Origin of the sequence: Eggerthella timonensis (genome assembly GCF_900184265.1) — a bacterium.
GTDB classification, from domain to species: domain Bacteria; phylum Actinomycetota; class Coriobacteriia; order Coriobacteriales; family Eggerthellaceae; genus Eggerthella; species Eggerthella timonensis.
Genome location: NZ_FXXA01000002.1, coordinates 2,108,006 through 2,133,638, shown reverse-complemented (window position 1 = coordinate 2,133,638; position 25,633 = coordinate 2,108,006). Strand labels below are relative to the sequence as shown.

The window sequence follows — 25,633 nt, the reverse complement described above, 5'->3', positions numbered from 1 at the left end:
TCGCCGCTCGAACCCCGGAAAGGAGAGACATTGGAAGAGAGAGCAGGTTTGACTCGGCGCAGTTTCCTGACATGGGGAGGCATGGCCGCCGCTGCAGGCGGAGCCATGCTCGCTGGATGCTCGCCCAGCGCCAAGGCGGCGGATCAGTCGACCCAAGCCGATCAGGGTGACGAAAACGACGTCGCTTACGACGCCCCCGTCACGAGCGAGCTGGCTGTCCCAGAGGAAGCGCCGCCTGATACGACAGACTACGACGTGGACGTCCTCGTTGTCGGCTGCGGTTTCACGGGCATGAACGCTGCTTTCGCAGCTGCGCAAGCGGGCAAGCGCGTGCTCGTCGCGGAGAAGGGGTATCCCGGTTACGGAGGCATGTCGGCATGGGCCGAGGGCACTGCCGAATTCGGCCAGAATACCGACAAGGACAAGCTGCTCAAGAAGATGATGCAAGCCAACGAGTACCTCTGCAACTTGAACTGGGTCGAGGTCTGGTGCGAGGAAAACCCCGCCTACATGAAGCGCATGGAAGAGTGGGGATTCTTCCAAGAATATCCCAGCGTCGCAGAAGCCGGCTGCTGGGTGGACGGCTACTTCGACGGAAGCGACGGACATGACGACCTGCGCGGGTACGTTCAGAGCTCCGACGTGTCTTCCAAAGAGCGTCGACCGCTCTTCGCGAACGTCGTCAAGGACGCCGGAGCCCAACTGCTCGATCACACCATGATATGCGACGTCGTCGAGAACGACGGGAAGATCGCCGGTGCCGTGGGTTTCCACATCCCGAGCGGCACCCCCATCACCGTGAAGGCCGCCGCTGTCATCCTCTGCTCGGGCACCGGCGTCATACGATCGAACACCATGCCCGTCGGCGGCGGCTCCTACGATGCCACGTACATCGGATATCAGCACGGGCTGCCCATCGCAAACATGGAGTTCGAGGCATACCAACTGGCCTGGGACATAAAACCCGGCAGCAACCTTTCTACTAAGAGCATGGCGTATTTGCAAACGCTGGGCAAGAACCAGGTCGATGTGACGGCGGAAACGGCCGACGACGACCTGTGGGGAAACGGGTTCCAACAGCGCATCGTGTTCGATCCCTGCGTTCAAGGCGTGTCGAACCCTGAGTGGACAGTACCGGACGAAGGGCGCGCAGGCAGTTGGAAGCTTCCTGGCGCAGCACCGGGCATGCCCTTGCACATGACGGGTGGCGTGTTCAACGGACTCGATGAAACGCTCGGGGAAACGACGCTGCCCGGCCTCTACGTCGCAGGCGACGGCCCGAACGCCTCCGCCATCGGCGGTGCGTGCTATTCCGGTATCACGGGTCTTACGTCAAGCGGTTGCTCCATACAGGGCTTCCGCGCGGGGAAAGCCGCTGCGGAGTATGTCGACGCGGCGACCCCTGTCGATCTGCCCGCAGATAAGGCGAACGAGATCGTAGACGACATCCTCGCGCCCCTGAGCGTCGAGAAAGGCTACCACCCCAACTGGGTCAACCAACAGCTGTTGAACGTCATGTCTAATCCCGCTTGCCTCTATCTGAAAAACGAGGACAGCATGAAAGCCGCACTGACCCAAGTCGAGTTCATTCGAGACAAGTACCTTCCCAAGGTCAGGGCCGCGAGCAGTCACGACCTCAAGTTGTGTCGCGAGATTCGCCACAAAGTGCTTGCAAGCGAGATAAAGCTCCGTCTCGGCCTTGAGCGCAAGGAAAGCCGCGGGATGCACTACCGCATCGACTATCCGTATCGCAACGACGATTTCATCGGGTATTTCACCGCGACGAAGAGCGGCGACGCTATGGACATCGGCTTCGTCGAAGTGGAAGACGAGTGGAAAGGCGACCTGAGCGCCGATTACGCAACGCGCTACCCTGGCTACCATTTCGACGGCGAGGCCGAAGCTCTCGGCATCGAATTCCCCGTAGCCCAGTCAGGCGGCCCGGGCGGCCCGGGCGGCGGTATCGGCTCGTGAGCTGCCGCATGGAAAACGATCCGTCAGTCTTCAACATGGAAAGGATACCCCTATGGCCGTCAAACGCGTTGATTTGAATGCATGCATCGGGTGCGGCACCTGCGCCAAAATATGTCCTATGGACGTCATGCGATTCGACAAGGAAAGCATGAAATCGGTAATCGCCTACGTGGAGAATTGCCAATGCTGCGCCCAGTGCTACTTGTACTGTCCCAGCGGCTCTCTCGGGTTCGACCCCGCGACCTACCTGTATGCACCTGCGGTAGGAGTAAGGTAGAGCATCTCTCGCGCCCGGCGACGCTTCGCCGGGCGCTTCTTCTTAGTCTCGATAGGCGTCCACCATCTTGATGAGCTCCTGCTTCGAATGAACCGAGAGCTTGCGATACACCCTGTCGGTGTGGGTGCGCACGGTGCTTTCCGAGATGAACAATTCCTGAGACATAGCCTTGCCGCTGTACCCGCGATATAGCAGCGATAGAATATCCTTTTCACGTTCGGTCAGGCCTTTCGCGGATGCGAGCTTATCGCACAACGCTTCCTCTACCGTCGTCTGCGCTTTCTGACGCCTAAGCCCTTTGTCAAGCTGCGTCACATAACGCAGGAGAAACACTATGAGCACGCTCGTCGTTACGAAGAGGAGGACGAGAGCGACATGGCTGTTCGCAAGCGACACCGAGCCGTGCCCCATCGACTTGACCATGTCCCCCAAGATCATCCAAAAGCTTCCGTTGAACAGCGTGGCGCATAGGGCAAACAGCATCACCTGGGGAAGCCGTCGTTCTGCTACGGTGTAGGAAACCAATATGAAAGCGAGCGCGTTCAAACACCCCTGCATGACCAACATCCCCACCTTGACGAATCCATGATCGAACGTTTGAGGATATATGACGAGTGCGAGCATGGCCATGTACACGATAACGACCGTGACAAGCGGATGTAGCAAGGCATGGCGGGAAAAGCCCTTCTTCGCCATCGCCCCGAAAAAGAGGGCCATTGCCAAAAGGGAGGCGCCCCCTAACCCATAGAGCCAAATCCGACCGCTCCACGAAAGGGATCCGAGCGTGTCCTCGGTTGAAAACCCCAAGACGAAGGACCACAATGCGACGAAACCGACGAAAGGCGCGAGGAACTGCCAAGGAAAGGCCTTCGTACAGAACTTGCCCAACGAAAGCGTCGCACCTCCCCCATGTGAAGCCAGCAGAAGCAACACCGCAGACACCAGCGAAAACACCACCGCTCCCCACGAAACGTCAAGCAGCGCGCAACTTAGCTTGAGCAGCTCAGACAGTGCAAAAGATAGCGCCACGATAAGCGGGATGCTGCTCTTGCTCCTCTCGACCAGCATCCCTCCCCAAGCATTCACGAACACAACGATGAAGATCGAGTCCGGGATGAGCATCGCAACGCCGATGGCGTTGAAGAAGCCCTCGCTGCTCGCCATCGCAAAACCGGCGGCTCCGCAGCAGCCGGCGAACGCGATAATGCCCTTCTTCGAAAGAAGATCGCGATGGTTTCTCAGCAACCGCGCCAACGCAGCCGAAGCGAGAAGCACCGCTGCCAGATACAAGAGGAGGCTCAACAAGCCCCACATAGCACCGACGTTCGATTTTTGAAGAAAGCCGACGAGGAAGAACGTCGGTTCCTTGATGCAGGGCCAAAACGTCGCCAACCCTCCGATGAGCAGAGCGGTATCCTTGTCGAACAACCCCTCCGTCTGCTTTGGAAGCAAATTCCCCTTCTTTCATCCCGCGTTTCGAGAAAACGCAATCCCGAAAACACCGACCCTCCAATCGATTATAGCATTGCATTGTAAGCGGGCGTTGCCATCCAAACGAACGATCCTGGTCGCTCACTTGAGCGTTTCCGGACGATGAGGGCGAAGAGGATGCCGCGGCGGAACGGGATGATATACTGGCAGCTCCGATTCCGGTGCTATGCGAACGAGACATCGAACCATGACGATGAAGAGGACTTGAGATGCGCATTTTGGACAAGCTTGCCGCGGTGGTTGCCGCTGCGGCGCTGACGGTGACGCTCGTTGCGGCGGGGTTCGCCGCGTGTGCGGCGTTTCCGCAGACCACCGAGGCGCTCGCCGGAGCGTTCTCGGGCAACGGCAATCCCGGCACGCCGTTCTCGCACGACGAGCTCGTGCAGGCAGCCGTGGCGACGCGCGACTACACAGTGGGGTCGAACGACCGCGACGCCGTCTTCTCCGCGCTGCACGCCATCAACAAGAGCGCGAACACGCCCTACGCGCAGACCGGCCCCGACGAGCTGGCCGCCGCCCCCGAGGAGTACACGCTGCCCGCCGACGCCCTGTCGCACCTCGACGACGTCTACCGCGTCGTGGCGGGCGCGCGCATCGGGCTCATCGTCGTCGCGCTTCTGGCCGCAGCCGCCTGCGCTCACGTGGCCATCCGCGTCGGACGGCGCGCCCTCGGCGGCGTGCTGCTGGCAGCTGGCATCGCGGTGGTCGCCGTGTTCGCGCTCTTGGCCGCCTGGGTGGTCGTGGACTTCAACGGCTTCTTCACCGCCTTCCACTCGCTGTTCTTCGCGAACGGCACCTGGACCTTCTCCTACGACTCGCTGCTCATCACCATGTACCCGCCCGAATTCTGGATGGGGATGGGAGCAGTGTGGCTCGCGACCACGGGCTTGCTGTCGATCGCGGCCGTCGTCGTCGGCGTGTTCTTGCGTCGCAAGGGCGCGTAGGGCGCACCTCCCACCTGCGAAGCCGCGCGGAACCGACGCGGACCTAGCGGAAAATCTACGCGGATCTAGCCAAAACCCAGCGCGTTTCCAGCGTTCAAATCGGTATATTTTTAGCATTTGAACTGGTAAGATGTCATTCGTTTCCCCAGTCGGCCCTACCGGGAAGGAGCGACATGACTTTGTACCTTACCGATGCGTCGGCCGTCGAATACTGGAGAAAGACCGCCCCGAGCGCGAAGGCGTTCACGAGAGCGGCCACGCCGTTCGGACAGGGTTTCGCGACGTCGCCGTTCAGCGCCTCGGATCTCACAGCCCTCGAGGAGGCGGGGGTCGGATGGCTCTCCGAGCCGATCCACCTCCTCGTACCCGATGCGTCGTCGCGCAGGCGATGCAAGAGGGCGCGGCTCCACGTGTGCTCGCACCGATTGCCGGAGCGATCCTTCGTCAAGCTGTCGCGCCGCGTGATGGTCGCCTCGCCCGAGCTCACCTGCCTGTCGATCGCGCCGTCGATGTCGTTTCCCCTGCTCGTCGAATTCCTGTACGAGCTCTGCGGCCGCTACCGTCTGCCCGGCGGTCGAGGAGGCGATGCCGCCGAGTTGCCGCCCGCGACGACCGTGGTCGGCATCGAGCGTTTCGTCGACAAGGCCCGGGGAGTGCGCGGAGCCGCCGAAGTGAAGCGGGCCTTGCGCTACGCGTGCGACAACTCATTGTCGCCGATGGAGACCGACATCGCGGAAACCATGGTATTCGATCCGCGCATGGGAGGTTTCGGTCTGGAGAAACCACAGTTGAACCCGCGTTTCGAAGTGGCACGGAAAAACCGCCGCGCGCTGCCGCAGTCGGCGTACCCCCCCCGATCTGTACTGGCCCCGCGCGAACATCTCCGTGGAATACGACAGCGACAAGCACCACCGCAGCGACCGAAAAGCATCCGAGGATGCCATACGCCGTAACGGCATCGAGCATCTGGGCACACGGGTGGTGACCCTCACTTGGGGACAAGCTCGAAATTACTACGAATTCGAACGCGTCGCACTGCTGGTGGCCAGCGCTCTGGGCAAGAAGTTCGGACCGGGCTGGAACGCATGGGCGTCTCGGCGCATCGAGCTCCACCGCTTGCTGGTTCAGCGATAGGCGAAACGAGCGCTCCAACGGCGCAGCCACCCTCACGGCGCCCCTTGCGCGACGCGCGGAAACCGAAGCAGGGCAAGTCTTTGAGTTATGCGCGCTCGCGTTATCGAAAAGGGCCGAAAAGCACCATGTACCCGACTTATGCGCACCTCTCAGAGGGCCGAAAAGGAAAAAGTATGTCTTGGTTTATTTCTGAACTGCGGTTTTCTTTAACAGCGGATCGCATCACCTCCCACGAGAGATGTTTTCCCATGGCAAAGGTGCGCAAAAGTCCGGTACATGGGAGAAAGCGCGGCTTTTCGCAGCAGGGGACCAATCGGGTGACCCCTCTGCCGCCCGGAAAGCGGGGTTCCGACATCGACGCGGCTGAAGTTCGGCATCCAACGTAGAAAGCCCGCGGCACCAACGCACCGCGGGCGCGTCGGTCGAACATTTTGATGAGGATGCGGCGCATGCGGTTTGCGGCTTGAGCCAGGTTGTCTATACTGGCATTCGTCCCCGAAACCCTGTTTCGAGGGCTCGAAACGAGAAATCATCCAATCCGGAGGATCACCGCAACCATGACTGACGAGAACAAGAAAGTACGCGTGCGCTTCGCACCTTCCCCCACCGGCCGCCTCCACGTGGGCGGCGCCCGCACGGCCATCTACAACTGGGCGTTCGCGCGCGCCATGGGCGGCGATTTCATCCTGCGCATCGAGGATACCGACCCCGAGCGCTCGACCGAGGAGAACGTGCAGGTCATCCTCAACGCCATGAAATGGCTGGGGCTCGATTGGGACGAGGGCCCCGAGGTGGGCGGTGACGCCGGCCCGTACTTCCAGACCCAGCGCATGGACACGTACGCCGAGGCGCTCGAGCGCATGAAGGAGCGCGGCAGCGTGTACCCCTGCTTCTGCACGAAGGAGGAGCTCGACGCCAAGCGCGCCGCGGCCGAGGCGAACGAGGGCGGCTACGCGGGCTACGACCGCACCTGCCGCGACCTCGACCCCGCCGAGGCGGCCCGCCGAATCGCCGCGGGAGAGCCGCACGTGTGGCGTCTGCGCGTGCCCGAGGACCACGCCGCCATCGAGTTCGACGACGCCGTGTACGGCCACGTCAGCTTCCCGGCCGAGGTGATGGACGACATGATCGTCGTACGCACCGACGGCTCCCCCACCTACAACTTCGCCGTGGTGTGCGACGACGCGAACATGGGCGTCACGCACGTCATCCGCGGCGACGACCACCTGTCCAACACGCCCCGCCAGATCCTCATCTACGAGGCGCTCGGCTTGCGCGTGCCCACGTTCGCGCACCTGTCGATGATCCTGGGCCCCGACGGCAAGAAGCTGTCGAAGCGCCACGGCGCGGCCTCGGTGGAGGAGTTCTACGAGCGCGGCTACCTGTCCGACGCCATGGTGAACTTCCTGGCGCTTCTGGGCTGGTCGCTTGACGGCGAGACGACGCTCATCGACCGCGCCACCCTGTGCGAGAAATTCGGCCTCGACCGGGTGACGAAGAAGGACGCCGTGTTCGACGAGACGAAGCTCGACTGGATGAACGGCCAGTACATCAAGGCCATGGACGCGGGCGCTTGGGTGCAGGCGTCGATGCCATGGCTCTTCCGCGCGCATGCGGGCGTCGCGGCCGACAGCGAGCTCGCCGACGAGGCGCGCAATGCGGCGGCGGCCGACCTGGGCGCGCGCCCGGAGTGGTACGTCAAGCTCTACCCGCTCGTGGCCGAGCGCCTCGTGCGCCTCGACGAGATCCCCGCCAAGCTGGCGTTCATGTTCTGGGGGCCCGAGGTGCGCGAGCTCGACGAGAAAAGCGTCAACAAGGTGCTGAAGAAGGAAGGCGCGCGCGCCGACGAGGCGCTGGCCGCCTGCCGCGGCGTGTTGGCCGACGAGGGCGTCGCCTGGGAAGCCGAGGCGCTACAGGAGGCGTGCCGCGCCCGCGGCGAGGAGCTGGAGCTCAAGCCGAAGCTGCTGTTCCAGCCGTTGCGCGTGGCGGTGTGCGGCAACATGGTGTCGCCGCCCCTGTTCGAGAGCATCGAGCTCCTGCCCCGCGAGGACGTCCTCGCCCGCATCGACTACGTGACGAAAGAGGTGTTCGGTGGCTGAGGCCCCTGAGAACATGCCCGAGGGTGCGAACGCTTCGGACGTGCGCGAGCCCGCCGAGGCGGAAAACCGCCCCAACCAGATCGTCGTGCTGCGCGACTACTGCACGCGCGTGCGCGGCGCCGCGTGCGACCGCTGCGCGCTGGCCTGCCCGCACGACGCCATCTCGTTCGCGGAGGACGGGCGCCCCGTCATCGACGCGGACGCTTGCACGCGCTGCGGCATCTGCCTGGGCATCTGCGACGCGTTCTCGTCCTCGCGCGTCACGATGATCGACGTGCACGCGCGCATCCGCCGCATCGCGCTGCGCGGCGAGGACGTGGTGCTCACCTGCAAGGAGAACGTCTTCCCCGGCTTCGAGCCCGCCGCCAACGTGGTGGTGCTGCCGTGCCTGGCGTGCCTGTCCCCCGAGTTCTGGACGCTCGTGCTGACCGAGAACATCCCGGTGCGCATCGCCGCGGACCTCGCCTACTGCGCCGACTGCGAGCGCGCGGGCGAGATGGGCGAGATGCTGTACGCCCACGCCGTGGAGACGGCCGAGGAGTGGAGCGGCGCCACGGTGGGCTACCTCGACGAGATCCCCGAGAAGGAGAACCTCGTGCGCGACCTGGCGAACCCCGAAGGCGTCGACCGCCGCAGCGCGTTCACGAACCTCGTCGCCGACGTGGGCGACATCGCGTCGGGCAAGCGCCGCCTGCGCAACTCCGACGTGCTGCAGCAGTTCTACGAGCGCAAGGAACGCGCTCGCGCCCGGGCGCGCCTCAACCTCGTGGACGGCGTGCAGTTCAACGACTTCGTGCCGCAGGGCCGCACGAAGCACGTCATGTGGCCGAAGCGCCAGCTGCTGCTCGAGGCCATCGACCGCAACCCGGAGATCGCCGCGCGCGTGCCGGTGGTGCTCTCGGAGACCGATTGCAGCCGCTGCACGAACGAGCTCACCTGCGCCGAAGCGTGCCCCACGGGCGCGCGCTTCCCCAGCCCCGAGGACGGCCTGCTGTCGTACGATCCGCGCTACTGCATCGGCTGCGGGCTGTGCGTGGACGCCTGCCCGCAGCAGGCGGTGGAGCTCGTGGAGACCACCGCGGCCGCGTTCGCGCGCGACGAAGACGAGAACCCGGAACCCCCGACCGACTAGCCCTCAAGGCAAGGAGCATCGCATGACCGCACCCGAGCAACCGGTTCCCGAGCACGACGACCAGAGCGCGCCGAACGGCAACGACGGCCGGCAGCACCCGTCCGCCATCCCGACGGGCGGCGCCCCCGTGCCGCCCCCGCCTCCGGGCGGCCAGCCCTACGCGCTGCAGCAGCCGCAGCCCCAGCAGCCCTCCTACGGCGCGCCGCAGCCGCCGTACGGCCAGGCACCGCAGCAGCCCTCCCCCTACTACGGCCAGCAACCCTACGGCGCCGCGCCGCAGCCGCCGTACGGCTACCCCGTCCAGCCCCCGTATCCTGCAGCTCCCGCGCAGCCGAAGAGGAAAGCGTGGCCCTGGGTGCTCACGGGCTGCCTGCTCGCGTTCCTGCTGGGCATCGGCGGGTGCGTGGGCTGCGTGTCGTGCGCGATGATGGTCGACCCGAACTACAACGGATCGTTCGATCCCTATTACGACGACGGATACGACGGCCCGTACGACCCCTTCTCCGACGATTACAGCTACAACTACCCCTTCGGCGACTCCGCCGACGGCTTCGACGGCTCGGGATACCTCAGCTACGAGGCCATCAAGGACGCCGCGAACGACCTGCCGAACGAGATCGTGGACGGGAAGTGCTCGTCGGGCGTGTACCGCGTTGGCACCGGCCAGGACATCGAGCCGGGCCGCTACTTCTTCGAGGGCAGCATGGACGAGGAAGGCTACTTCACCGTGTTCGACGGCGCCGGCTTCTCGGGCGGCTACGACATCGAGTCGGCGATCACGTACTTCGGCAACTACTTCGCCGACCTCGAGGAGGGCGACCTCGTCGTGTTCATGGGCGCAGGCGACGACCGCATGTACCTGGCCGACAAGGCCGGCTTCAAGCCCGAAGCCCCCTACGACAGCGGCCTGTACCGCGTGGGCACCGACATCCCGGCAGGCACCTACACCGTCACCGCGCAGGACGAGGCGGCGGCCGCCACCGATCAGGAAAGCGCGGCGTTCGTCATGAAGAGCATCGACTTCGACGACGACCCCGTCACCGACACCAAGTACGTCCTGAAAGGCGGCACCCAAACCGTCACGGTGAAGGACGGCGAATGGCTCGAGCTGTTCGCCGCCACGGCGACGCCGGCGGAATAGGAAGGCGCGCGATGCTTCCCGACAACCCCACGCTCGAGGAGATCGAGGCCGTGTTCGCCAACGACCGGTTCGCCACCGAGGCGGCGGGCTGCCGCGTCGTGTCGGGCGAGCGGGGCCGCGCCGTGTGCGCGATGGAGCTGGCCGACGTGCACCGAAACGCGATGGGCAACGTCATGGGCGGCGCCATCTTCACGCTGGCCGACTTCGCGCTGGCCGTCTGCTGCAACATCGGCGAGGAGCCCACGGTGTCGGTGGACTCCTCGATCAGCTTCTTCCGCTCCACGCAGGGCTCGACGCTCACCGCCACGGCCGTATGCGACAAGCCAGGCCGCCATCTGGGGTTCTACACGGTAACGGTCGAAGACGACCTCGGAAAGCCCATCGCCCGCATGACCGCCAGCTGCTACCGCTAGCCCCCTGCTCCGGGCGCCTTCCAGCTGCATCTTCGCTCGCAAAACACGCCACAGCGCGTGTGGCGTGTTTTGCGAGCGAAGATGCAAGCCGCCGCGCCTTACGCGTAGCCGTAGGGCTTGCGCAGGTACACGAGGAAGAACGTCGTCAGCACGAGCGCGCACGCCTCCGCCACGATGATGGCGCTCCACACCCCATCGATGCCCCACGCCAGCGGCAGCAGCATGACCGTGGACGTCTCGAACACGAGCGTGCGCATGAAGCTGATGAGCGCCGACACCTTGCCGTTGTTGAGCGCCGTGAAGAACGCCGAGCCGTAGATGTTGAACCCGCACACGAGAAACGCCGTCGCGTAGATGCGGAACCCGTGCAGCGTCATGTCGGCGAGCTCGGGGTCGTAGCCCACGAACACGTTGACGAGCGGCACGGCCAGCGCCTGCGAAGCCGCGAACATGGTGGCGCCCGTCGCCCCCACGAGGATGAGGCTCTTCTTGAAGAGGCCTCTGAGCTCGCTTTGGTTCCGCGCCCCGTAGTGGTAGCTCACGACGGGCCCCGTGCCCATGGAGAAGCCGAAGAACACGGCCGTGAAGATGAAGTTCACGTACATGATCACGCCGTACGCCGCCACGCCGTCGGCGCCTGCCAGCATCATGAGCTGGTAGTTGTACAGCATGCTCACCACGGACGCGGCTACTTCGGTCATGAGCTCCGACGATCCGTTGACGCACGTCGCGCCGAGCGCGCGGAAGTCGCGGACGGGGCGCGCGAAGCGCAGGCGGCTCGTCTTGCTGCGCGCGAAGAACGCCGTCGACGCTGCCGCGGCCAACAGCTGCCCCGCCGCCGTGGCCAGCGCCGCGCCCGCGATGCCCCAGCCCAGCACAGCGATGAGCAGGTAGTCCAGCACGATGTTCGTCACGCCTGCGAGCACGGTGACCATAAGGCCCATCTGCGGCTTCTCGGCTGCGATGAAGAAGCTGAGGAACACGTTCTGCACGATGAACAGCGGCAGCGCCGCCAGCAGGACGCGGCCGTACACGAGCCCCTGCTCCATGAGCGTGCCCTGCGCGCCCATGAGGCCGAGCACCGATTCGAGCGCGAGCGCGCCCACGCCCGCCAGCGCCGCGCCCGAAACCGCAGCCGCCAGCACGATGAGGCTGAACAGGCGGTTCGCGCGCTCGGCCTTGCCCTCGCCCATCGTTTTCGCCACGAGGGCCGCGCCGCCCGTGCCGAACATGAACCCCACCGAACCCAAGGCCATGATCAGCGGGAACACGAGGTTCACGGCCGCGAGCGCCTCCTTGCCCGCGAAGTTCGACACGAACAGGCCGTCCACCACGCTGTAGATGGACGTGAAGATCATCATGGCGATGGAGGGCAGCGCGAAGCGCACGAGCCGGCCGTAGGTGAAGTGGTCGGAAAGCTTGATGGCCACGGCGATCACCGCCCGTCCGGGTACGGCAGAGCGTCCATTTGCTCGCGCAAAGCGGCGAGGTGCAGCCGCGCGAGCCGCAGCAGCTCCTCGCACGCTCCCGGTTCCATCGCGGCGAACGCGGCCCGCTCGGCCTCGACCACCGGGCGGATGCGCTCCTCCACGAGCGCGCGCCCCGCCTCGGTGAGGTGCAGGTGCGTGCCGCGACCCTGGTCGATGCGCAGCTCCACGATGCCCGAGCGCTCCAGCTTGTGCACCGACGAGTTGATCGTCTGCTTGGTCAGGCCCGAGGCTGCGCACACGTCGCGCTGCAGGCAGCCGTCGCCCAAATCATCGAGGCAGTACAGGATGTCGAAGGCGCTGTCGGACAGCCCCATCTTCGTGGCGACGTCGTGGTACAGCTCCGTCTCGAGTCTGAACAGGTTGTTGTATTCCCGGTTCGCACGGTCCTGCCGCGTTTCCATTGATGCACCTCTCGCTATCGAGTCCGATTTCGTACTCGGCACAGTATAGGTACGAAATCGGACTCGTAAAGAGGGTTCACGAAACCATCACGCGAACGGTCGCGCCCTCAGCGCTCCCCGTCGGCTCGCGCGAAGAAGTCGCGGGCGTTCTGGAAGAACACCCGGTCGGCTATCGTACGGCCGAACTCGTCCGCCAACAGCTCGTGCAACGCGCCGACGCGGTCGCAAGGCTCGAGCCAGCTGGGAACGTCGCACCCGTCGTAGTCGCTGCCGAGCGCCAGCACGCGCTCGCCCGCCGTCTCCAGGACGTGGTCGACGTGGCGCAGCACGTCGTCGCGCGTCGGGTCGGCGATGCGGTCGGTCAGGAACTGCGTGCAGAAGTTGAGGCCTGCGATGCCGCCGCGGTCGGCAAGCTCGCGCAGCTGCCAATCGGCGAGGTTGCGCGGGTGCCCGCACACGGCGCGCGCGTTGGAGTGCGAGGCGGCGAAGGGGCGGGTCGCGACGGCGCACACGTCCTTGAACCCGGCGTCGTTGAGGTGCGACACGTCCACGACGATGCCGCGGCGCTCGAGCTCGGCCACGCACGTCCGCCCGAACCCGGTCAGGCCGTGGCGCGTGTCGTTGCCGCTGCCCAACGCGTTCGGGCCGTTCCATGTGAGCGTGACCATGCGCACGCCCGCGTCCGCAAGCTCGTCGAGGCGGCCTTCGGCCGTGCCGTCGTCCTCCAGAAACGACGCGCCCTCCACCGTGAGCACGGCCGCCGTCTTGCCCGCAGCGTGCACGGCATCGACCTCTGCCATGGTGCGCGCCTGCGCGAGGCGCATCCCGCAGCGTTCCAGCTCGCGCTCCAGCACGGCGCGCACGCGCTCGAACAGACCCCACGCCGCGTCGCCGTGCACCTCGTCGGGGACGAACGCCGCGAAGCACTGGCACCATGCGAACCCTTCCGTGCGCGCGAGCGAGACGTGCGCGTCGTTGTCGGCCAGCGTCGCCATGCGGTGCGCGGGGATGTGCGCGTCGTGCGCGGCGAAGCCGCCCGGCACCGACACATCGCCGTGGAACGCCAGCCGGTCGAGCGTGTCGCAGTGCAGGTCGAACACCCGCAGGCGGTCCGGTGCCGTCCGCCCCTCGCCCGCAAGCCGCGCCGCCTCCTCGGCCGCCAGCTCGTCCAGCGTCATGAACAACCCCATCATGCTTCCTTCCTCATCGCGTCGTGGTACTCTTCGGGCACGGGTACGCCGAAGCGCTCGCACAGCAGCCGCACGTCGCGCACGTCGTCGCCGTCGAAGTCGTAGCCGCAGTGGAACGCCACCTGCTCGGCCGGCGGGATGCAGCGCACCTCGACGCCTCCGACCGTTCCCCGCCCCGAGAACGCGGACGCCGGGTAGCGCTCTCCCAAGAACACGAGGGAGCCGTCGTCGGCGAACTCGAACACGTGCAGGTCGACCACGCGCCCGTCGCCCGCCTCCCAGGCGGTATGGTCTTCCATCGTGAAGGAGCGGGGCGCTTCCGAGAAGCCGTCCGCTTCCAGCAGCGCGACGAACGCGGCCTCGTCGCGGCGCCGCACGAACACGTCGAGGTCGTCATGCGGGCGCGTCTGCTCGCCCACGAGCGCGTCCACGCCCCAGCCGCCGTCGAGCCACACGTCGACGCCCCGGCGCGCCGCCTCTTCGAGCAGGGCGGCCGCCTCGCGCTCACCCATCATGGGTAAACCCCATCGCCCGCATCACCTCGTGCGCCGCTTCGCGCGAGGTCAGCTTCGCCAGCAGCTCGAAGGCCACGAAGGGGGCGGTCTGCGGACACCAGGACGTGACGACGTTGCCGTCCACCACCACGGGCTCGTTCACCACCTGCGCGCCGAACCCCGCCAGCTGGCGCTGACGCGAACCGTCTCCCAGGTGGTACGTCGTCGCGCGACGCCCGGCCAGGATGCCGCTCTTGCCGAGGGGAAGCGCTCCCACGCAGATCGACGCGATGGGCTTGCACGCCGCGTCGAACGCGCGGATCAGCGCCAGCGCGCGCTCGTCGTACGCCTCCTCGTAGAAGCCGTACTCCTCGTAGCCGCCCGGCACGGCGAGGGCGTCGTAGTCGTCGGCACGCACGTCGCCGACGAGCGCGTCCATTGCCACGGATACCCCGAACGTGCTGGTCGTCATGGGCGCGAACCCGCACAGATCCACTTCGACGTCGTGACCGAAGTCGTCGCGCGCCCACCCCATCACATCGACGAACGGGCTGAGCTCCATCGTCTCGAACCCCTTGCAGCACAACAGCAGAACCTTCATCGGCACGTCCCTTCCGCTTGCTTCTTCTCGATGGCGAACAGCAGGTCGACCCGCGGATGCCTGCCCAAGGTCTTCTCGGTATGGTGTTCGTATTCCAGGTTGAGGGCGGCGTAGCCGCTCGTCGGGAGCCACTGGGTGTACAGCCAGCGCTTCGCCTTGCCGATGGAGGCGCCCCACAGAGCGCGCAGCGCGGGGGCCAGCTCGAGACGCGCGTACGCGCCGGCCGGGATCGTAAAGCGCTCGAGCCCGTCCGCCTCGACCTCCCCGCCGACGAACAGCTCGCAGTCGCCCGTGGAAGGGTCGTAGCCGCGCGAAATCACGAACAACGGCACCGTGCTGTCCGCGGGCGCGCCGGCCGCTTCCGCATACGCCTTCGCCAGACGGTCGATGTCGCGCGAGAGCGTCCGGTCGTTCGACGCCGCGCCCGCCCCGTAGACCGCGCGCTCGCCCATCTGCTCGACCCGCACCTCAAAGCCCATGCCCGCACCTTTCTTCTCGCCCGACCGTTCTCGACCATCGTAGCAAATCGGGCGACTTGGGGAATGCCCGATTGGGCGCAAATCGAAACCCATGACGATCTTGCGGGCGACGAAAGAGCCCGAACCTTCCAAGAATTCTCGTCCACCTGGGCTTTCACTTGCCGCCAGCGCATCGAGGCCGATTCCGTGCGTCCCGAAATTGTCATAGGTGCCGATTTGCGCCCACAACCGGAGCCTCCCCTCGCGCCAGCTTGCATATCCGCTCCCGAGGCGTTATATTTAACCATATTGTTAAATGTTTACGGAGCAGGCCGATGGGCATCCAGGAAACGCTGAAAGCGCTGTCCGACCCCGTGAGGAGGGAGATCCTCGAACACCTGAAGCAAGGGCGCATGCCAGCCGGCGACATCGCCGACCTGTTCGACATCTCCGCCCCCGCCGTGTCGCGGCACCTCTCGGTGCTCAAGAGCGCCGGTCTCGTGCGCGACTACCGCGAGGGCAAGCGCATCTACTACGAGCTGAAGGCGTCCGTGCTCGAAGAGACGCTGCTATGGATCGCCAACCTGAAGGAGCAAGGCGAATGAAGAACCTCTACCGTGCAGTTTTCATCCTGGTCGCGCTCAACCTCGCGATAACGGCGGCGTTCCTCGCGCTCATGCCCGACCAGGTTCCCGTCCACTTCGGCGCCAACGGCGACGCGAACCGCATCGGCAGCAAGTACGAGCACCTGTGGTTCCCGGCGCTCGCGCTCGTGTTCGGCCTGGGCCTCGCCTTCACCGCAAAGCGCAGCGACGAGCGCGACGGCGGCAAGCTCCTGAAAGCCGACATCGCGCTGTTGGCCCTGCTGCTCGTGTTCTCGCTGATCATATACGCGAACGCGTTTCCCGAAAGCGCCTCGCCTTTCAGCGCTGACCTCTTCAACGTCAGCAGGGGCGGCGCCCTCATCGCCGGCATCGCGTTCATCGTCTGCGGCAACGTCATGCCGAAGTCGGACCGGAACGGCTCGTTCGGCGTGCGCACGCCCTGGAGCCTCAGCAACGACGAGGTGTGGCGCAAGTCGCAGCGCTTCGGCGGTTACGCGATGATCGCAGCTGGCGCGCTGACGATCGCAGGAGGCCTCGCGCTGCCGATCGACCTCGTCATGCCCGCCATGGTCGTCATCCTCCTGGCGACCGCCGCCGCGAGCATCGCGGCGACCCACGCGTACTACCGGAAACACTACGAAGAAGAGGCCTGATGCAACGAGGGCGTCGGCGCGCCCAAGAAGTCGGCCATGCGCTCGAACAGCAGATCCATGCCGACCGTGCCGGGCATGTGCCCGCTGCGCGGGGCTTCGGCGTAGTGCAGGTTGGGGTTGCCGCATTCCGCAACGAACGTGCGGAGCGCGCGGGTGGACGTGACGATGTCCGTCTCGCCCTGCACGACGAGGTACGGTACCTCCATGTTCGCAAGCTCCTCGGACAGATCGATGGCGAACAACTCCGCGAACAGGCGCTCGCTGCGCGAGAAATCGTTTGAAACGGCCGCAACCAGATCGCGCAGGGTGTAGTCGGGACTCTCCAGCAGACCGCGCACGAACGCGCCGACGGGCATCGTGCCGCCGCCCTGCGCCTGATAGCCCTCGGTGTATTTCCGCACCCACCCGGCCAGCAGCATGCCCGTCTTCAGGTCGCGCACGCCCGACTCGCGAACCGCGCTCAGCCGGGCCTTGAGCTTGTCGGGCATCGCCGAGCGCCCGAGCGCCTCGAACACCTCGTCGTTGAAGCCGAGCTCCTTCAGCACCTGGCCGTACGTCACCACGCGGTCGACGAGCCCCGGCTCGCGCGCGGCCGCCCGCGCCGCCAGGATGGAACCCCACGACACGCCGAGCAAGTTCACCTCGTTGTCGGGGAAGTCGCGCCGCACCGCGCGCACCAGGTCGAGCGTCATGTCCACGTAGCAATCGATGCACGCGTCGTCGCCGAGTCGGCGCCGATTCGCGCCGCACCCCAGCTGGTCCCACGCCACCAGCACGTGGCGGTCCACGATGTCCGGGAACATGCCGCGCGTGCCTACCGAGATGGGAAGCGGCGAGCCCGGCCCGCCGTGCAGGAAGATCAACACGGGCGCGTCCTTATGACGACCTTCCACCATCGCCTTCTGCTCCACACCGCCCAGCTCGTAGCGGACGAGCTGCGACACCTCGCACGATTCGATATAGCGCCGGCGCACCTTATTCATGGACGGTCTTCCTTTCCGCGCGGCCCTGCGCGCTATCGGTCGGTTCGGCGACGGACGGCTCGTCCTCGCGGGGCGCTTCCTGCTGCGGACGCGGCTTCTCGCCCGTCACCAGGAAGATCATGGCGATCATGAGGGCGCAGCCGGCGAGGTCGGCGCCGGTGAACGCGGTGCCCAGCCACAGCGTGGCGAACACGGTGGCGCTGACGGGCTCGATGGCGCCCAGCAGGCTGCCCTCGACCGAGCCCACCACCGACACGCCGTGCAGGTACAGCGCGAACGCCGCGAACGTGCCCACCACGATGAACGCGGCGAACACGGCTACGCCCATCGCGTCGAGCGACGGCAGCGCGAGCGGCTCGCCGAGCGCCACCCCGCCGAGGTACACCGCCGTGGCCACCACGCCGCCGAACAGCATGCCGATGCCCGTCACCGCGAAGCTGCCCCAGCGGGCGAACAGCTTCTTCGGGTACATGATGTAGAACGCCACCGACAGCCCGTTCGCGATGCCCCAGGCCAGGCCCACGAGCGGAAGGTACAGCGCGTTCGGATCGCCCTGCGTGGCGATGAGCCAGGTGGCCGCGATGGCGGCGACGAGCCCCACCGCCTCGCGCGCCCGCGGCAGCCGGCGCGTGGCGGCGCAGGTGAACAGCATGACGAACGCGATGCCGGTGGTCTGCAGCACGGTGGCGGTGCCCGCGTTCGTGTAGCCGATCACGATGGTGTAGGTGATCTGGCACAGGAACAGACCGACGCCGCCGAACACGGCCAGCTGGCCGAGCGTGCGCTTGTCGCCGAGCATCGCCGCCAGCTGCGCGCGGTTGCGCACGGCCAGCACGATCAGGAACAGCGCGCCGGCGCCCAGCATGCGCACGGCGGTGATGAACGAAGGCGTGATGTCGTAGTTCGCCAGCAGGTACTGCGCGCACGCGCCCGAGAAGCCCCACAGCCCCGCGCCCACGAGCGCGCTGGCCACGCCCTTCAGGTGGCGGCGGCGGAACAACGCCTCCCCCTGCGCTATCCCCTCCCTCATGCCAGCTCCTCGAGGAACTGCGCGACGGGGCCCAGCAGGTTGTCGCCCTCGTCCAGCTTGAAGTAGCGCAGGGGCAGCGACAGCTTCCGCTTGTCGGCCAGGTAGCGCCCGCCCGCGCGGCGCAGACCCGTCATCTTGTCGCGGGAGACGTCGATGGGCTCCACCACCAGCTTGCCGCCCGTCACCGACACGGTCTTGATGTGGTGCTCGTTCGCGTAGGCCTTGATGCGCGCCTTCTCCAGCAGGTTCTTCGCCGCCTGCGGCATGTCGGGTCGCTTGTCGGCCAGGTCGGCAGCCACATCGGCGACGGCCTGCTCGGTTGCGGCCGACGCGATCTTGCGGTACCACAGCACGCGCTCGTCGGCATCGGGCACGTACTCCTCGGGCAGGTAGGTGTGCCCCGGGACGTTCACCGTGATGTCGGAGAGCGCAGGCGGAAGCGAGTCCATCGCCTTGAGGTCGCCCTCGCGCGTGGCGTTCACCGCCTGGGACAGCATCTGCGCGAACAGGTCGAAGCCCACTGAGGACATGTTGCCGCTCTGCTCGGCTCCCAAGAGGCTGCCCGCGCCGCGGATCTCGAGGTCGCGCATCGCGATGCGCATACCGCTGCCGAGGTCGGTGTGCTCGCCCAGCGCCGTCAGGCGCGCGGCCGCCTCCTCGGTGAGCTCCATGTGCTCGGGGAACATGAAATACGCGTACGCCTGCGTGGACGAGCGGCCCACGCGGCCCTTGAGCTGGTACATCTGCGCCAGGCCAAGGCGCTGCGAGTCCTCGATGATGAGCGTGTTCGTGTGCGGGTTGTCGATACCGCTCTCGATGATGGTGGTGGCCACGAGCACGTCCAGCTCGCCGGCGCTGAAGTCCTCCATCACGCGTTCGAGCTGCTCTTTCGACATCTGGCCGTGCGCCACGCCCACGCGCGCCTCGCCCGCGGCCGACGTGACGCGGCGCACGGCCTCCTCGATGGAGCGCACGCGGTTCGACACGTAGTACACTTGGCCGCCGCGCGCCAGCTCGCGCCGGATGGCGCCGCTCACCACGTCGGGATCCCACTCGCCCACGTGCACCTCGACGGGGCGGCGCTCGTCGGGAGGCGTGAGGATGAGGCTCATGTCGCGCACGCCCGACAGCGACATCTGCATCGTGCGCGGGATGGGCGTGGCCGACAGCGTGAGCACGTCGATGGACTCGCGCAGGTTCTTCAGCTGCTCCTTGTGGCCCACGCCGAAGCGCTGCTCCTCGTCGATGATGACCAGCCCCAGATCGTGGGGGTTCACGTCGCGGCTGAGCAGGCGATGCGTGCCCACGAGCACGTCCACGTCGCCTTCTTGGAAGCCTTTGAGCGCGGCGGCCTGCTGCGCGGGCGTGCGGAAGCGCGAGAGCACCTCCACGCGCACGCCGAAGGGTTCGCAGCGCTCCTTGAAGTTCGTGTAGTGCTGCTGCGCGAGGATGGTGGTGGGGCACAGCACCATCACCTGCTTGGAGTCCTGCGTCGCCTTGAACGCGGCGCGCAGGGCCACCTCGGTCTTGCCGAAGCCCACGTCGCCGCACACGAGGCGGTCCATGGGCTTCGCCGACTGCATGTCGGCCTTCACGTCGGCGATGGCCGCCAGCTGGTCGGGCGTCTCCTGGTAGGGGAACGCCTCTTCCATCTCGCGCTGGGCCGCGGTGTCGGGGCCGAAGCGGTACCCTTGCGTGGACGCGCGCCGGGCGTACACGTCGACGAGGTCGAACGCGAGCTTCTTCGTGGCCTTGCGCGCCTTGGCGAGCGCGCGGGACCAGTCGGCCGTGTTGAGGCGCGTGAGGCGCGGGCTCGCGCCCTCCGGCCCCACGTAGCGCGTCACGCGGTCGAGCTGTTCCACCGGCACGTACAGCTTGTCGCCTTCGGAGTACTCCAGCAGCAGGTAGTCGCGCGCCGTACCGTCCACGTCGCGCCGCACGAGCTCCTTGAAATAGGCCACGCCGTGCGCGGCGTGCACCACGTAGTCGCCCGGTTGGTAGGGGAAGGTGATCTCGGTGATGTCCACATGGCGCGACGGCCGCGACGAGGACGAACCCTGCGTGTCGGACAGGCTCACGATGGCCAGCTTCGCCTTCGGGATGATCATCCCGAGCGGCACGTCCACGTCCACGACGTTCACCACGCCGCGGCGCAGGCGGCGCTTGGCCGCGCCCTCGGTCTCTTCACCAGCGGAATGTCCCAAACGGGGACTGTCCCCATTTGGGACATCCAGCGTCTCCTGGATCGGCAGGCCGTGGTCCACGAACGCCAGCTTCATGTCCTGGCGGGCCCGGAAGTTGGGCGCGCTGAACACCACGGTGTAGTCGGTGTCCACGAGGCTGCGCAACCGCCCGAACAGCTTGTCGGGATGGCCCGCCACCTCCACGCGCTTCACGGGCAGCTCGTCGTCCACGTGCCCGCCCACGCGCATGATGGACACGTACGTGGCGCGCTGCCCCTCGCCGAAGCTCACGGCCCCGGGCTCGGCGTACAAGCCCTCCACCGGGATGCTCGACCCCTTCGCACGGCCCACGACGTCGTCGTAGGCGTGGCTCATGTCGTCGAACAGCGAGCGCGGTTCCAACAGCGCGGTGAGCGCGCCGGGGCGCACGTAGTCGCCGAGCGTGGACGTGGTGGCGTACAGGTACGGCAGCAGCATGTCGGAGCCGTCGAAGCGAAGCCCCCCGTCCAGCTTCTCCAGCACGTCGCGCAGCACGGGGTTCGTCTGCGCAGGACGCTCGAGCTTCTGGCGCGCGCGGGCCAGGCCCCGCTTCGAGCACGAGAATTCCACCACGGGATAGATGCTCACGCTTGGAAGCGCTTGGATGGTCTGGCCCGTGGTGGGCACGATGCGGCGGATCTCCTCCAGCTCGTCGCCGAAGAAGTCGAGCCGCACCGGGTACACGAGGTTGCCGGGGTACACGTCCACGGTGCCGCCGCGCACGGCGAAGGTGCCGGGGCCGTCCAGCTCGCCGGTGTTCCGGTAGCCGCGCTCCTCGAGCGCGTGCGCGAGGTCCTCGAACTCGGTGACGCTCGCCGCCTGGGCGCCGGGCATGGCGGCCAGCTCGCTGCCCGCAACGAGCGCCACCGGCAGGTGCACGTCGGAGCCGACCGGGGGCAGCGTGCGCACGAGCGCGCGGGCGCTGGCCACCACCACCGTCTCGCGGCCGCTGGCCAGCGCGTGCACGGCCTCCATGCGGCGCGCCACCTGGGCGGGGTCGCTGGGCTTCGCGACGAAGGGGTAGTCGCTGCGCTCGGGGAAGCGCATGACCCGCTCGTCGCCCAGATAGGCGGCCAGGCTGCGCGAGAACGCGACGGCGGCGTCCTCGCCGGCCACCACGACGAGCGTCGGCTGGGGCTTGTGCGCGAAGCGCGCCGCCACGAGGAACGGGCGCGCCGACGAGGCCACGCCGAGCGTGCCGTCCTCGCCCTCGTCGAGCCTGCCCCAGAACGCGTCGAGGCAGCCCGATTTCTCCAGGGTGAACGTCAATGAGTCGATGAGCATGGCGCGTCCTCTTCCGTATGCATTCCGTATGCGAGCAGCACGAAAAGCCGCGATTCGCGGCCTCATGCAAGGTTTCTGCTCGCCGTCCGCGCACGCGCGGGCAGCGCTGACGATTCTACCACCCGAGCCCGCCCCGCACGATGCCCGAAGCCGCCCCGTGAAGGAGAAACCACAGGCGCGCGGGCGGACGCCGACGCAATCGAGCCCCTCGCTCTACGGAGCGTCGGTTGGCGAACCTCGCACGCAGCGGTACGCTCTCGTCGTCGGAACGTCCCGCGAAAGGATCGTCATGGAAGAAAGCCGGGTGCTGCTCGTGAACGGATCGCCCAAGGGCGCGCGCAGCGACACGTTGAAGCTCGCATGCGCGTTTCTCGAGGGCATGGGCGAACGGGGAGCCGAAATCGAGGCGAGTGCGCTCGACATCGCGCCCTGCCGAGGCTGTTTCTCCTGCTGGAGAGACGAGGGGCGCTGCGTGCAGCCCGACGACATGGCGCGGATACTCGAACGCGTCGCCGCCGCCGAGCTCATCGTGTGGTCCACGCCGCTGTACTGCTACGGGGTACCCTCCGCCTGCAAAGCGATCCTCGATCGCCTCCTGCCCCTCAGCTCGCCCGCGATGCGCCTCGACGAGCGCGGCCGCACCCATCATCGGGCCCGGGACGGACGCGCGGCACGCACGCGCCACGTGCTCGTGGCAGGCTGCGGCTTTCCCGAGCGCGCCGGGAACTTCGACTCCCTGGAGTTCCAGTTCCGCCGCATGTTCGGCGACGACACGGCGCTCGTGCTCTGCACCGAAGCGCCCCTTCTGTCCGAGCCCGAGGCGGAGCCGGCGACGCTCCCCTACCTGGCGGCCGTGCGCGCCGCGGGTGCCGAGTACCGCGAAACCGGCCGCATATCCGAGACCGTCCAGCGCGTCCTCGACGCGCCGATGCTCGACCCGAACGTCTACCGGGCACTCGCGAGCAGCTAGCTTAGCGATAGCGGCAGGTCAGGGAGGCGCGTTGAAGGACGTGGCCGTCCATCGCGGCCAGGACGTCGCGCTTCCTCGCCGTGGGCGGCAGATCCAAGCGGCAGTCCAGCGCGTACACGGTGAAGCGGTAGCGATGCGACCAGTTGAACGGAGGCTTGGGCCCGCGGTAGCGATTTCTGCCATAGCCGCGTCCCTGCACGGCGCCGCCGAGCGATTCTACCCGCTTGCCGGCGGGGACGCTTCCCGGTATCGAAGCCCGGGCGGGCACGTTCCAGAGCACCCAGTGGCTGTAGCCCCTGATGGGATGATCCTCGTCGTCGAGCATGACGACGAGCGAGACGGCGCCCTCGTCGAGGCCGTCGAGCACGAGCGCGGGCGAGACGTCCGCGCCGTAGCCGGTGTGCTCGACCGGGACGAGGCCGCCCTCGTCGAAGCACGGTGACGAAACCTTCAAACCGCCCATGAACCAACCCTTTCGCAGCTCGATCGCATTCGTCAGAGGATAGCATCTCCCACGGCGAAACGCGCAGGCCGTCAACCCTCCTCCACAACCTCGCGCGCCGTAGGTTCGCTCCGATTCCCGAACGTTTTCCGACGAGGAGGCGAAACTTCACTATACTGGGGACGTGCCCAACAACACCGCGTCGCGAAGGAGATCCCATGCCGCGTGAGACCATGACCGCCAAGCGCGAGCGCGCCTTGCTCGTAGCCGAGCGCATGAACGAGCACTACCCGGCCGCCGAGTGCGCGCTGCACTATTGGGGCGACCCGTTCCGCCTGACCATCGCCGTGCTGCTGAGCGCCCAGACCACCGACAAGGGCGTAAACAAGGTGACGCCCGCGCTGTGGGAGCGCTACCCCACGCCTGCCGATCTCGCGCAGGCCGACGTGCGCGACGTGGAGGACATCATCCGTACCATCGGCTTTTTCCACACGAAGGCCGCGAACGTCATCAAGTGCGCCCAGATGGTGGTGGCCGACTACGGCGGCGAGATCCCGCGCGACATCGACGAGCTGCAGAAGCTTCCCGGCGTGGGCCGCAAGACGGCGAACGTCGTGCTCAACGAGGCGTTCGGCATCGTCGAGGGCATCGCGGTGGACACGCACGTGTTCCGCATCGCGCACCGTCTGAAGTTCGCCGGCCCCTCCGCCGACACGCCGGCGAAGACCGAGAGCGCCCTGCTCAAGCTCTACCCGCGCGCGTATTGGGGGCCCATCAACCACCAGTGGGTGCTGTTCGGCCGCGAGACGTGCATCGCGCGCAACCCGAAATGCGCCGAGTGCTTCATCTGCGACCTGTGCCCCAGCTGCGGCAAGGCGTAGGGCAAGGGCGAGCGGGAACGCGAAGCGCGGGAGACATCGGACACGACCATAGGGGGAACCATGCGATACCGTCGATTGGGAAAGACCGGGCTCATGGTGAGCGAGATCGGCTTCGGAGCCGAATGGATGGAGAAGAAATCGGCGGCCGAGGTGCGCGCCGTGGTCGAGCGCTGCGAGGAGGCGGGCATCAACATCCTCGATTGCTGGATGGCCGGCCCCGACGTGCGCAGCAACCTGGGCGCCGCGCTGGCGAACACGCGCGATAGCTGGATCATCCAGGGCCACATCGGCTCCACCTGGCAGGACGGCCAGTACGTGCGCACGCGCGACATGGATCTCGTGCGCCCCGCGTTCGAAGACCTGCTCGCGCGCCTCGGCACCGACCACGTGGAACTCGGCATGATCCACTACGTCGACGACGTGGACGAATACGAGGGCATCATGGCCGGGCCGTTCATCGAGTACGTGCGCGCGCTCAAAGCCGCCGGCACCATCGAGCACGTCGGGCTGTCCACCCACGCGCCCGAGGTGGCGAAGCTGGCCGCGCTGTCCGGCGAGATCGAGGCGATCATGTTCAGCGTGAACCCCGCCTTCGACCTGCTGCCGGCCGCCGCGAGCCTCGACGACGCCTTCACCTTCGACTACGCCGACGAGCTCGCGGGCATGGAGCCGGTTCGCGCCGAGCTGTACGCGACGCTCGAGCGCGAGGACGTCGGACTCACGGTTATGAAGGGCTACGCCGGCGGGCGGCTGTTCAGCGCCGAGGCCTCGCCGTTCGGCGTGGCGCTGACGCCCGTGCAATGCATCCACTATGCGCTCACCCGCCCCGCCGCGGCCAGCATCATGGCCGGCTTCGACGAGCCGGCGCACGTCGACGACGCGGTGGCCTACGAAACGGCCGCCGACGACCTGCTGGACTACGCGAGCGTGCTCGCGGGAGCGCCGAAGCACGCCTACTTCGGCCAGTGCACGTACTGCGGCCACTGCGCGCCCTGCACCGCCGGCATCGACATCGCCGCCGTCAACAAGTTCTACGACCTGGCCGTCATGCAGGGCGAGGCGCCTGCGTCGGTGCGCGCGCACTACCATGCGCTCGACGTAGCGGCCGACGACTGCACGGCCTGCGCCGCATGCGAGCCGCGCTGCCCGTTCGGCGTGCCCATCGCCGAGCGCATGGCCCAGGCCGCCGCGCTGTTCGCCTAGGCGCCCGGACCTCCGCGGGTTTCGCGGCCTCGGGGAGCAAACCGTCGGTCGGAACACGCGGAAAAGAGACTCGAAACCGTGGCACGGCCGACAGCGCGCATCCCAGATCCGGCCTTCCGGC

General features: G+C 66.9%; 24 protein-coding genes. 13 read left to right on the top strand and 11 right to left on the bottom strand.

Annotated elements, in window-relative coordinates:
* Nucleotides 1-81 precede the first annotated feature (81 nt).
* Both C1A15_RS08810 and C1A15_RS08805 read left to right on the top strand, forming a co-directional pair.
* Entirely contained in the window at nucleotides 82-1,974 is a 1,893-nt protein-coding gene (locus tag C1A15_RS08810; RefSeq protein WP_180953046.1) for an FAD-dependent oxidoreductase, read from the top strand.
* 52 nt (nucleotides 1,975-2,026) lie between these two features.
* Nucleotides 2,027-2,251 (top strand): 4Fe-4S dicluster domain-containing protein, encoded by a 225-nt coding sequence (locus tag C1A15_RS08805; protein ID WP_101722217.1) that lies wholly within the window; start codon nucleotides 2,027-2,029, stop codon nucleotides 2,249-2,251.
* Between the two features lie 42 nt (nucleotides 2,252-2,293).
* On the opposite strand, the gene C1A15_RS08800 is transcribed toward C1A15_RS08805, so the two are convergent.
* Nucleotides 2,294-3,703, bottom strand: a complete 1,410-nt coding sequence (locus C1A15_RS08800) for a helix-turn-helix transcriptional regulator (RefSeq protein WP_101722216.1) — start codon at nucleotides 3,701-3,703, stop codon at nucleotides 2,294-2,296.
* 248 nt (nucleotides 3,704-3,951) lie between these two features.
* Between C1A15_RS08800 and C1A15_RS08795 the strand changes: the two genes are divergently transcribed.
* From C1A15_RS08795 to C1A15_RS08770, 6 genes are all read left to right on the top strand, one after another.
* The gene (locus C1A15_RS08795; protein ID WP_101722215.1) at nucleotides 3,952-4,686 is read left to right on the top strand and encodes a lipoprotein intramolecular transacylase Lit; all 735 of its coding nucleotides are present in this window, start codon (nucleotides 3,952-3,954) and stop codon (nucleotides 4,684-4,686) included.
* Between the two features lie 173 nt (nucleotides 4,687-4,859).
* A complete protein-coding gene (locus tag C1A15_RS08790; RefSeq protein ID WP_245864984.1) occupies nucleotides 4,860-5,639 on the top strand; it encodes a hypothetical protein in 780 nt (259 codons plus the stop codon).
* Nucleotides 5,640-6,377: 738 nt separating this feature from the next.
* Nucleotides 6,378-7,919: a glutamate--tRNA ligase gene (gltX, locus tag C1A15_RS08785; protein WP_101722214.1), complete on the top strand. Its 1,542-nt coding sequence runs from the start codon at nucleotides 6,378-6,380 to the stop codon at nucleotides 7,917-7,919.
* Complete coding sequence (locus tag C1A15_RS08780; RefSeq protein WP_101722213.1) at nucleotides 7,912-9,051, top strand: 4Fe-4S binding protein; 1,140 nt, start codon at nucleotides 7,912-7,914, stop codon at nucleotides 9,049-9,051. The genes gltX and C1A15_RS08780 overlap by 8 nt, the downstream gene beginning before the upstream one ends.
* 22 nt (nucleotides 9,052-9,073) lie before the next feature.
* Nucleotides 9,074-10,192 carry a hypothetical protein gene (locus C1A15_RS08775; RefSeq protein WP_101722212.1) on the top strand — a complete coding sequence of 373 codons (1,119 nt, stop codon included), beginning with the start codon at nucleotides 9,074-9,076 and terminating at the stop codon, nucleotides 10,190-10,192.
* Complete coding sequence (locus tag C1A15_RS08770; RefSeq protein WP_245864983.1) at nucleotides 10,150-10,605, top strand: PaaI family thioesterase; 456 nt, start codon at nucleotides 10,150-10,152, stop codon at nucleotides 10,603-10,605. The genes C1A15_RS08775 and C1A15_RS08770 overlap by 43 nt, the downstream gene beginning before the upstream one ends.
* Before the next feature lie 98 nt (nucleotides 10,606-10,703).
* Here C1A15_RS08770 and C1A15_RS08765 read toward each other — a convergent pair whose 3' ends face one another.
* From C1A15_RS08765 to C1A15_RS08740, 6 genes are all read right to left on the bottom strand, one after another.
* Entirely contained in the window at nucleotides 10,704-12,035 is a 1,332-nt protein-coding gene (locus tag C1A15_RS08765) for an MATE family efflux transporter (RefSeq protein ID WP_245864982.1), read from the bottom strand.
* Between the two features lie 5 nt (nucleotides 12,036-12,040).
* Nucleotides 12,041-12,496 carry a MarR family winged helix-turn-helix transcriptional regulator gene (locus C1A15_RS08760; RefSeq protein WP_101722209.1) on the bottom strand — a complete coding sequence of 152 codons (456 nt, stop codon included), beginning with the start codon at nucleotides 12,494-12,496 and terminating at the stop codon, nucleotides 12,041-12,043.
* 107 nt (nucleotides 12,497-12,603) lie between these two features.
* Nucleotides 12,604-13,689 carry a dipeptidase gene (locus C1A15_RS08755; protein ID WP_245864981.1) on the bottom strand — a complete coding sequence of 362 codons (1,086 nt, stop codon included), beginning with the start codon at nucleotides 13,687-13,689 and terminating at the stop codon, nucleotides 12,604-12,606.
* The gene (locus C1A15_RS08750) at nucleotides 13,686-14,201 is read right to left on the bottom strand and encodes a nucleotidyltransferase domain-containing protein (RefSeq protein WP_101722207.1); all 516 of its coding nucleotides are present in this window, start codon (nucleotides 14,199-14,201) and stop codon (nucleotides 13,686-13,688) included. The genes C1A15_RS08755 and C1A15_RS08750 overlap by 4 nt, the downstream gene beginning before the upstream one ends.
* Nucleotides 14,191-14,781, bottom strand: coding sequence for a DJ-1/PfpI family protein (locus tag C1A15_RS08745; protein WP_101722206.1), 591 nt, complete (start codon nucleotides 14,779-14,781; stop codon nucleotides 14,191-14,193). Before C1A15_RS08745 ends, C1A15_RS08750 begins: the two co-directional genes overlap by 11 nt.
* Nucleotides 14,778-15,260 (bottom strand): GyrI-like domain-containing protein, encoded by a 483-nt coding sequence (locus tag C1A15_RS08740; RefSeq protein WP_101722205.1) that lies wholly within the window; start codon nucleotides 15,258-15,260, stop codon nucleotides 14,778-14,780. The genes C1A15_RS08745 and C1A15_RS08740 overlap by 4 nt, the downstream gene beginning before the upstream one ends.
* A gap of 314 nt (nucleotides 15,261-15,574) precedes the next feature.
* On the opposite strand from C1A15_RS08740, the gene C1A15_RS08735 reads away from it, so the two are divergent.
* Together C1A15_RS08735 and C1A15_RS08730 are read left to right on the top strand one after the other, a co-directional pair.
* A complete protein-coding gene (locus C1A15_RS08735; RefSeq protein WP_101722204.1) occupies nucleotides 15,575-15,844 on the top strand; it encodes an autorepressor SdpR family transcription factor in 270 nt (89 codons plus the stop codon).
* Nucleotides 15,841-16,497, top strand: a complete 657-nt coding sequence (locus tag C1A15_RS08730) for an SdpI family protein (protein ID WP_101722203.1) — start codon at nucleotides 15,841-15,843, stop codon at nucleotides 16,495-16,497. The genes C1A15_RS08735 and C1A15_RS08730 overlap by 4 nt, the downstream gene beginning before the upstream one ends.
* Here C1A15_RS08730 and C1A15_RS08725 read toward each other — a convergent pair.
* The 3 genes from C1A15_RS08725 to mfd are packed head-to-tail and all read right to left on the bottom strand — an operon-like array spanning nucleotide 16,479 to nucleotide 22,016.
* The gene (locus C1A15_RS08725) at nucleotides 16,479-17,480 is read right to left on the bottom strand and encodes an alpha/beta fold hydrolase (RefSeq protein WP_101722202.1); all 1,002 of its coding nucleotides are present in this window, start codon (nucleotides 17,478-17,480) and stop codon (nucleotides 16,479-16,481) included. The genes C1A15_RS08730 and C1A15_RS08725 overlap by 19 nt on opposite strands.
* Entirely contained in the window at nucleotides 17,473-18,510 is a 1,038-nt protein-coding gene (locus C1A15_RS08720) for a DMT family transporter (RefSeq protein WP_101722201.1), read from the bottom strand. Before C1A15_RS08720 ends, C1A15_RS08725 begins: the two co-directional genes overlap by 8 nt.
* The gene (mfd, locus tag C1A15_RS08715) at nucleotides 18,507-22,016 is read right to left on the bottom strand and encodes a transcription-repair coupling factor (protein WP_101722200.1); all 3,510 of its coding nucleotides are present in this window, start codon (nucleotides 22,014-22,016) and stop codon (nucleotides 18,507-18,509) included. The genes C1A15_RS08720 and mfd overlap by 4 nt, the downstream gene beginning before the upstream one ends.
* Nucleotides 22,017-22,305: 289 nt before the next feature.
* Between mfd and C1A15_RS08710 the strand changes: the two genes are divergently transcribed.
* On the top strand, nucleotides 22,306-22,986 hold the full coding sequence (locus C1A15_RS08710) for a flavodoxin family protein (RefSeq protein WP_180953045.1): 681 nt from the start codon (nucleotides 22,306-22,308) through the stop codon (nucleotides 22,984-22,986).
* 1 nt (nucleotide 22,987) lies between these two features.
* On the opposite strand, the gene C1A15_RS08705 is transcribed toward C1A15_RS08710, so the two are convergent.
* Nucleotides 22,988-23,449: a YbhB/YbcL family Raf kinase inhibitor-like protein gene (locus C1A15_RS08705; RefSeq protein WP_101722198.1), complete on the bottom strand. Its 462-nt coding sequence runs from the start codon at nucleotides 23,447-23,449 to the stop codon at nucleotides 22,988-22,990.
* Nucleotides 23,450-23,646: 197 nt separating this feature from the next.
* Here C1A15_RS08705 and nth point away from each other — a divergent pair, with 197 nt between their 5' ends.
* Nucleotides 23,647-24,309 carry an endonuclease III gene (nth, locus tag C1A15_RS08700; RefSeq protein WP_101722197.1) on the top strand — a complete coding sequence of 221 codons (663 nt, stop codon included), beginning with the start codon at nucleotides 23,647-23,649 and terminating at the stop codon, nucleotides 24,307-24,309.
* A 60-nt stretch (nucleotides 24,310-24,369) separates the two neighbouring features.
* Nucleotides 24,370-25,512, top strand: a complete 1,143-nt coding sequence (locus C1A15_RS08695; protein WP_101722196.1) for an aldo/keto reductase — start codon at nucleotides 24,370-24,372, stop codon at nucleotides 25,510-25,512.
* The last annotated feature ends 121 nt before the right edge of the window (nucleotides 25,513-25,633 follow it).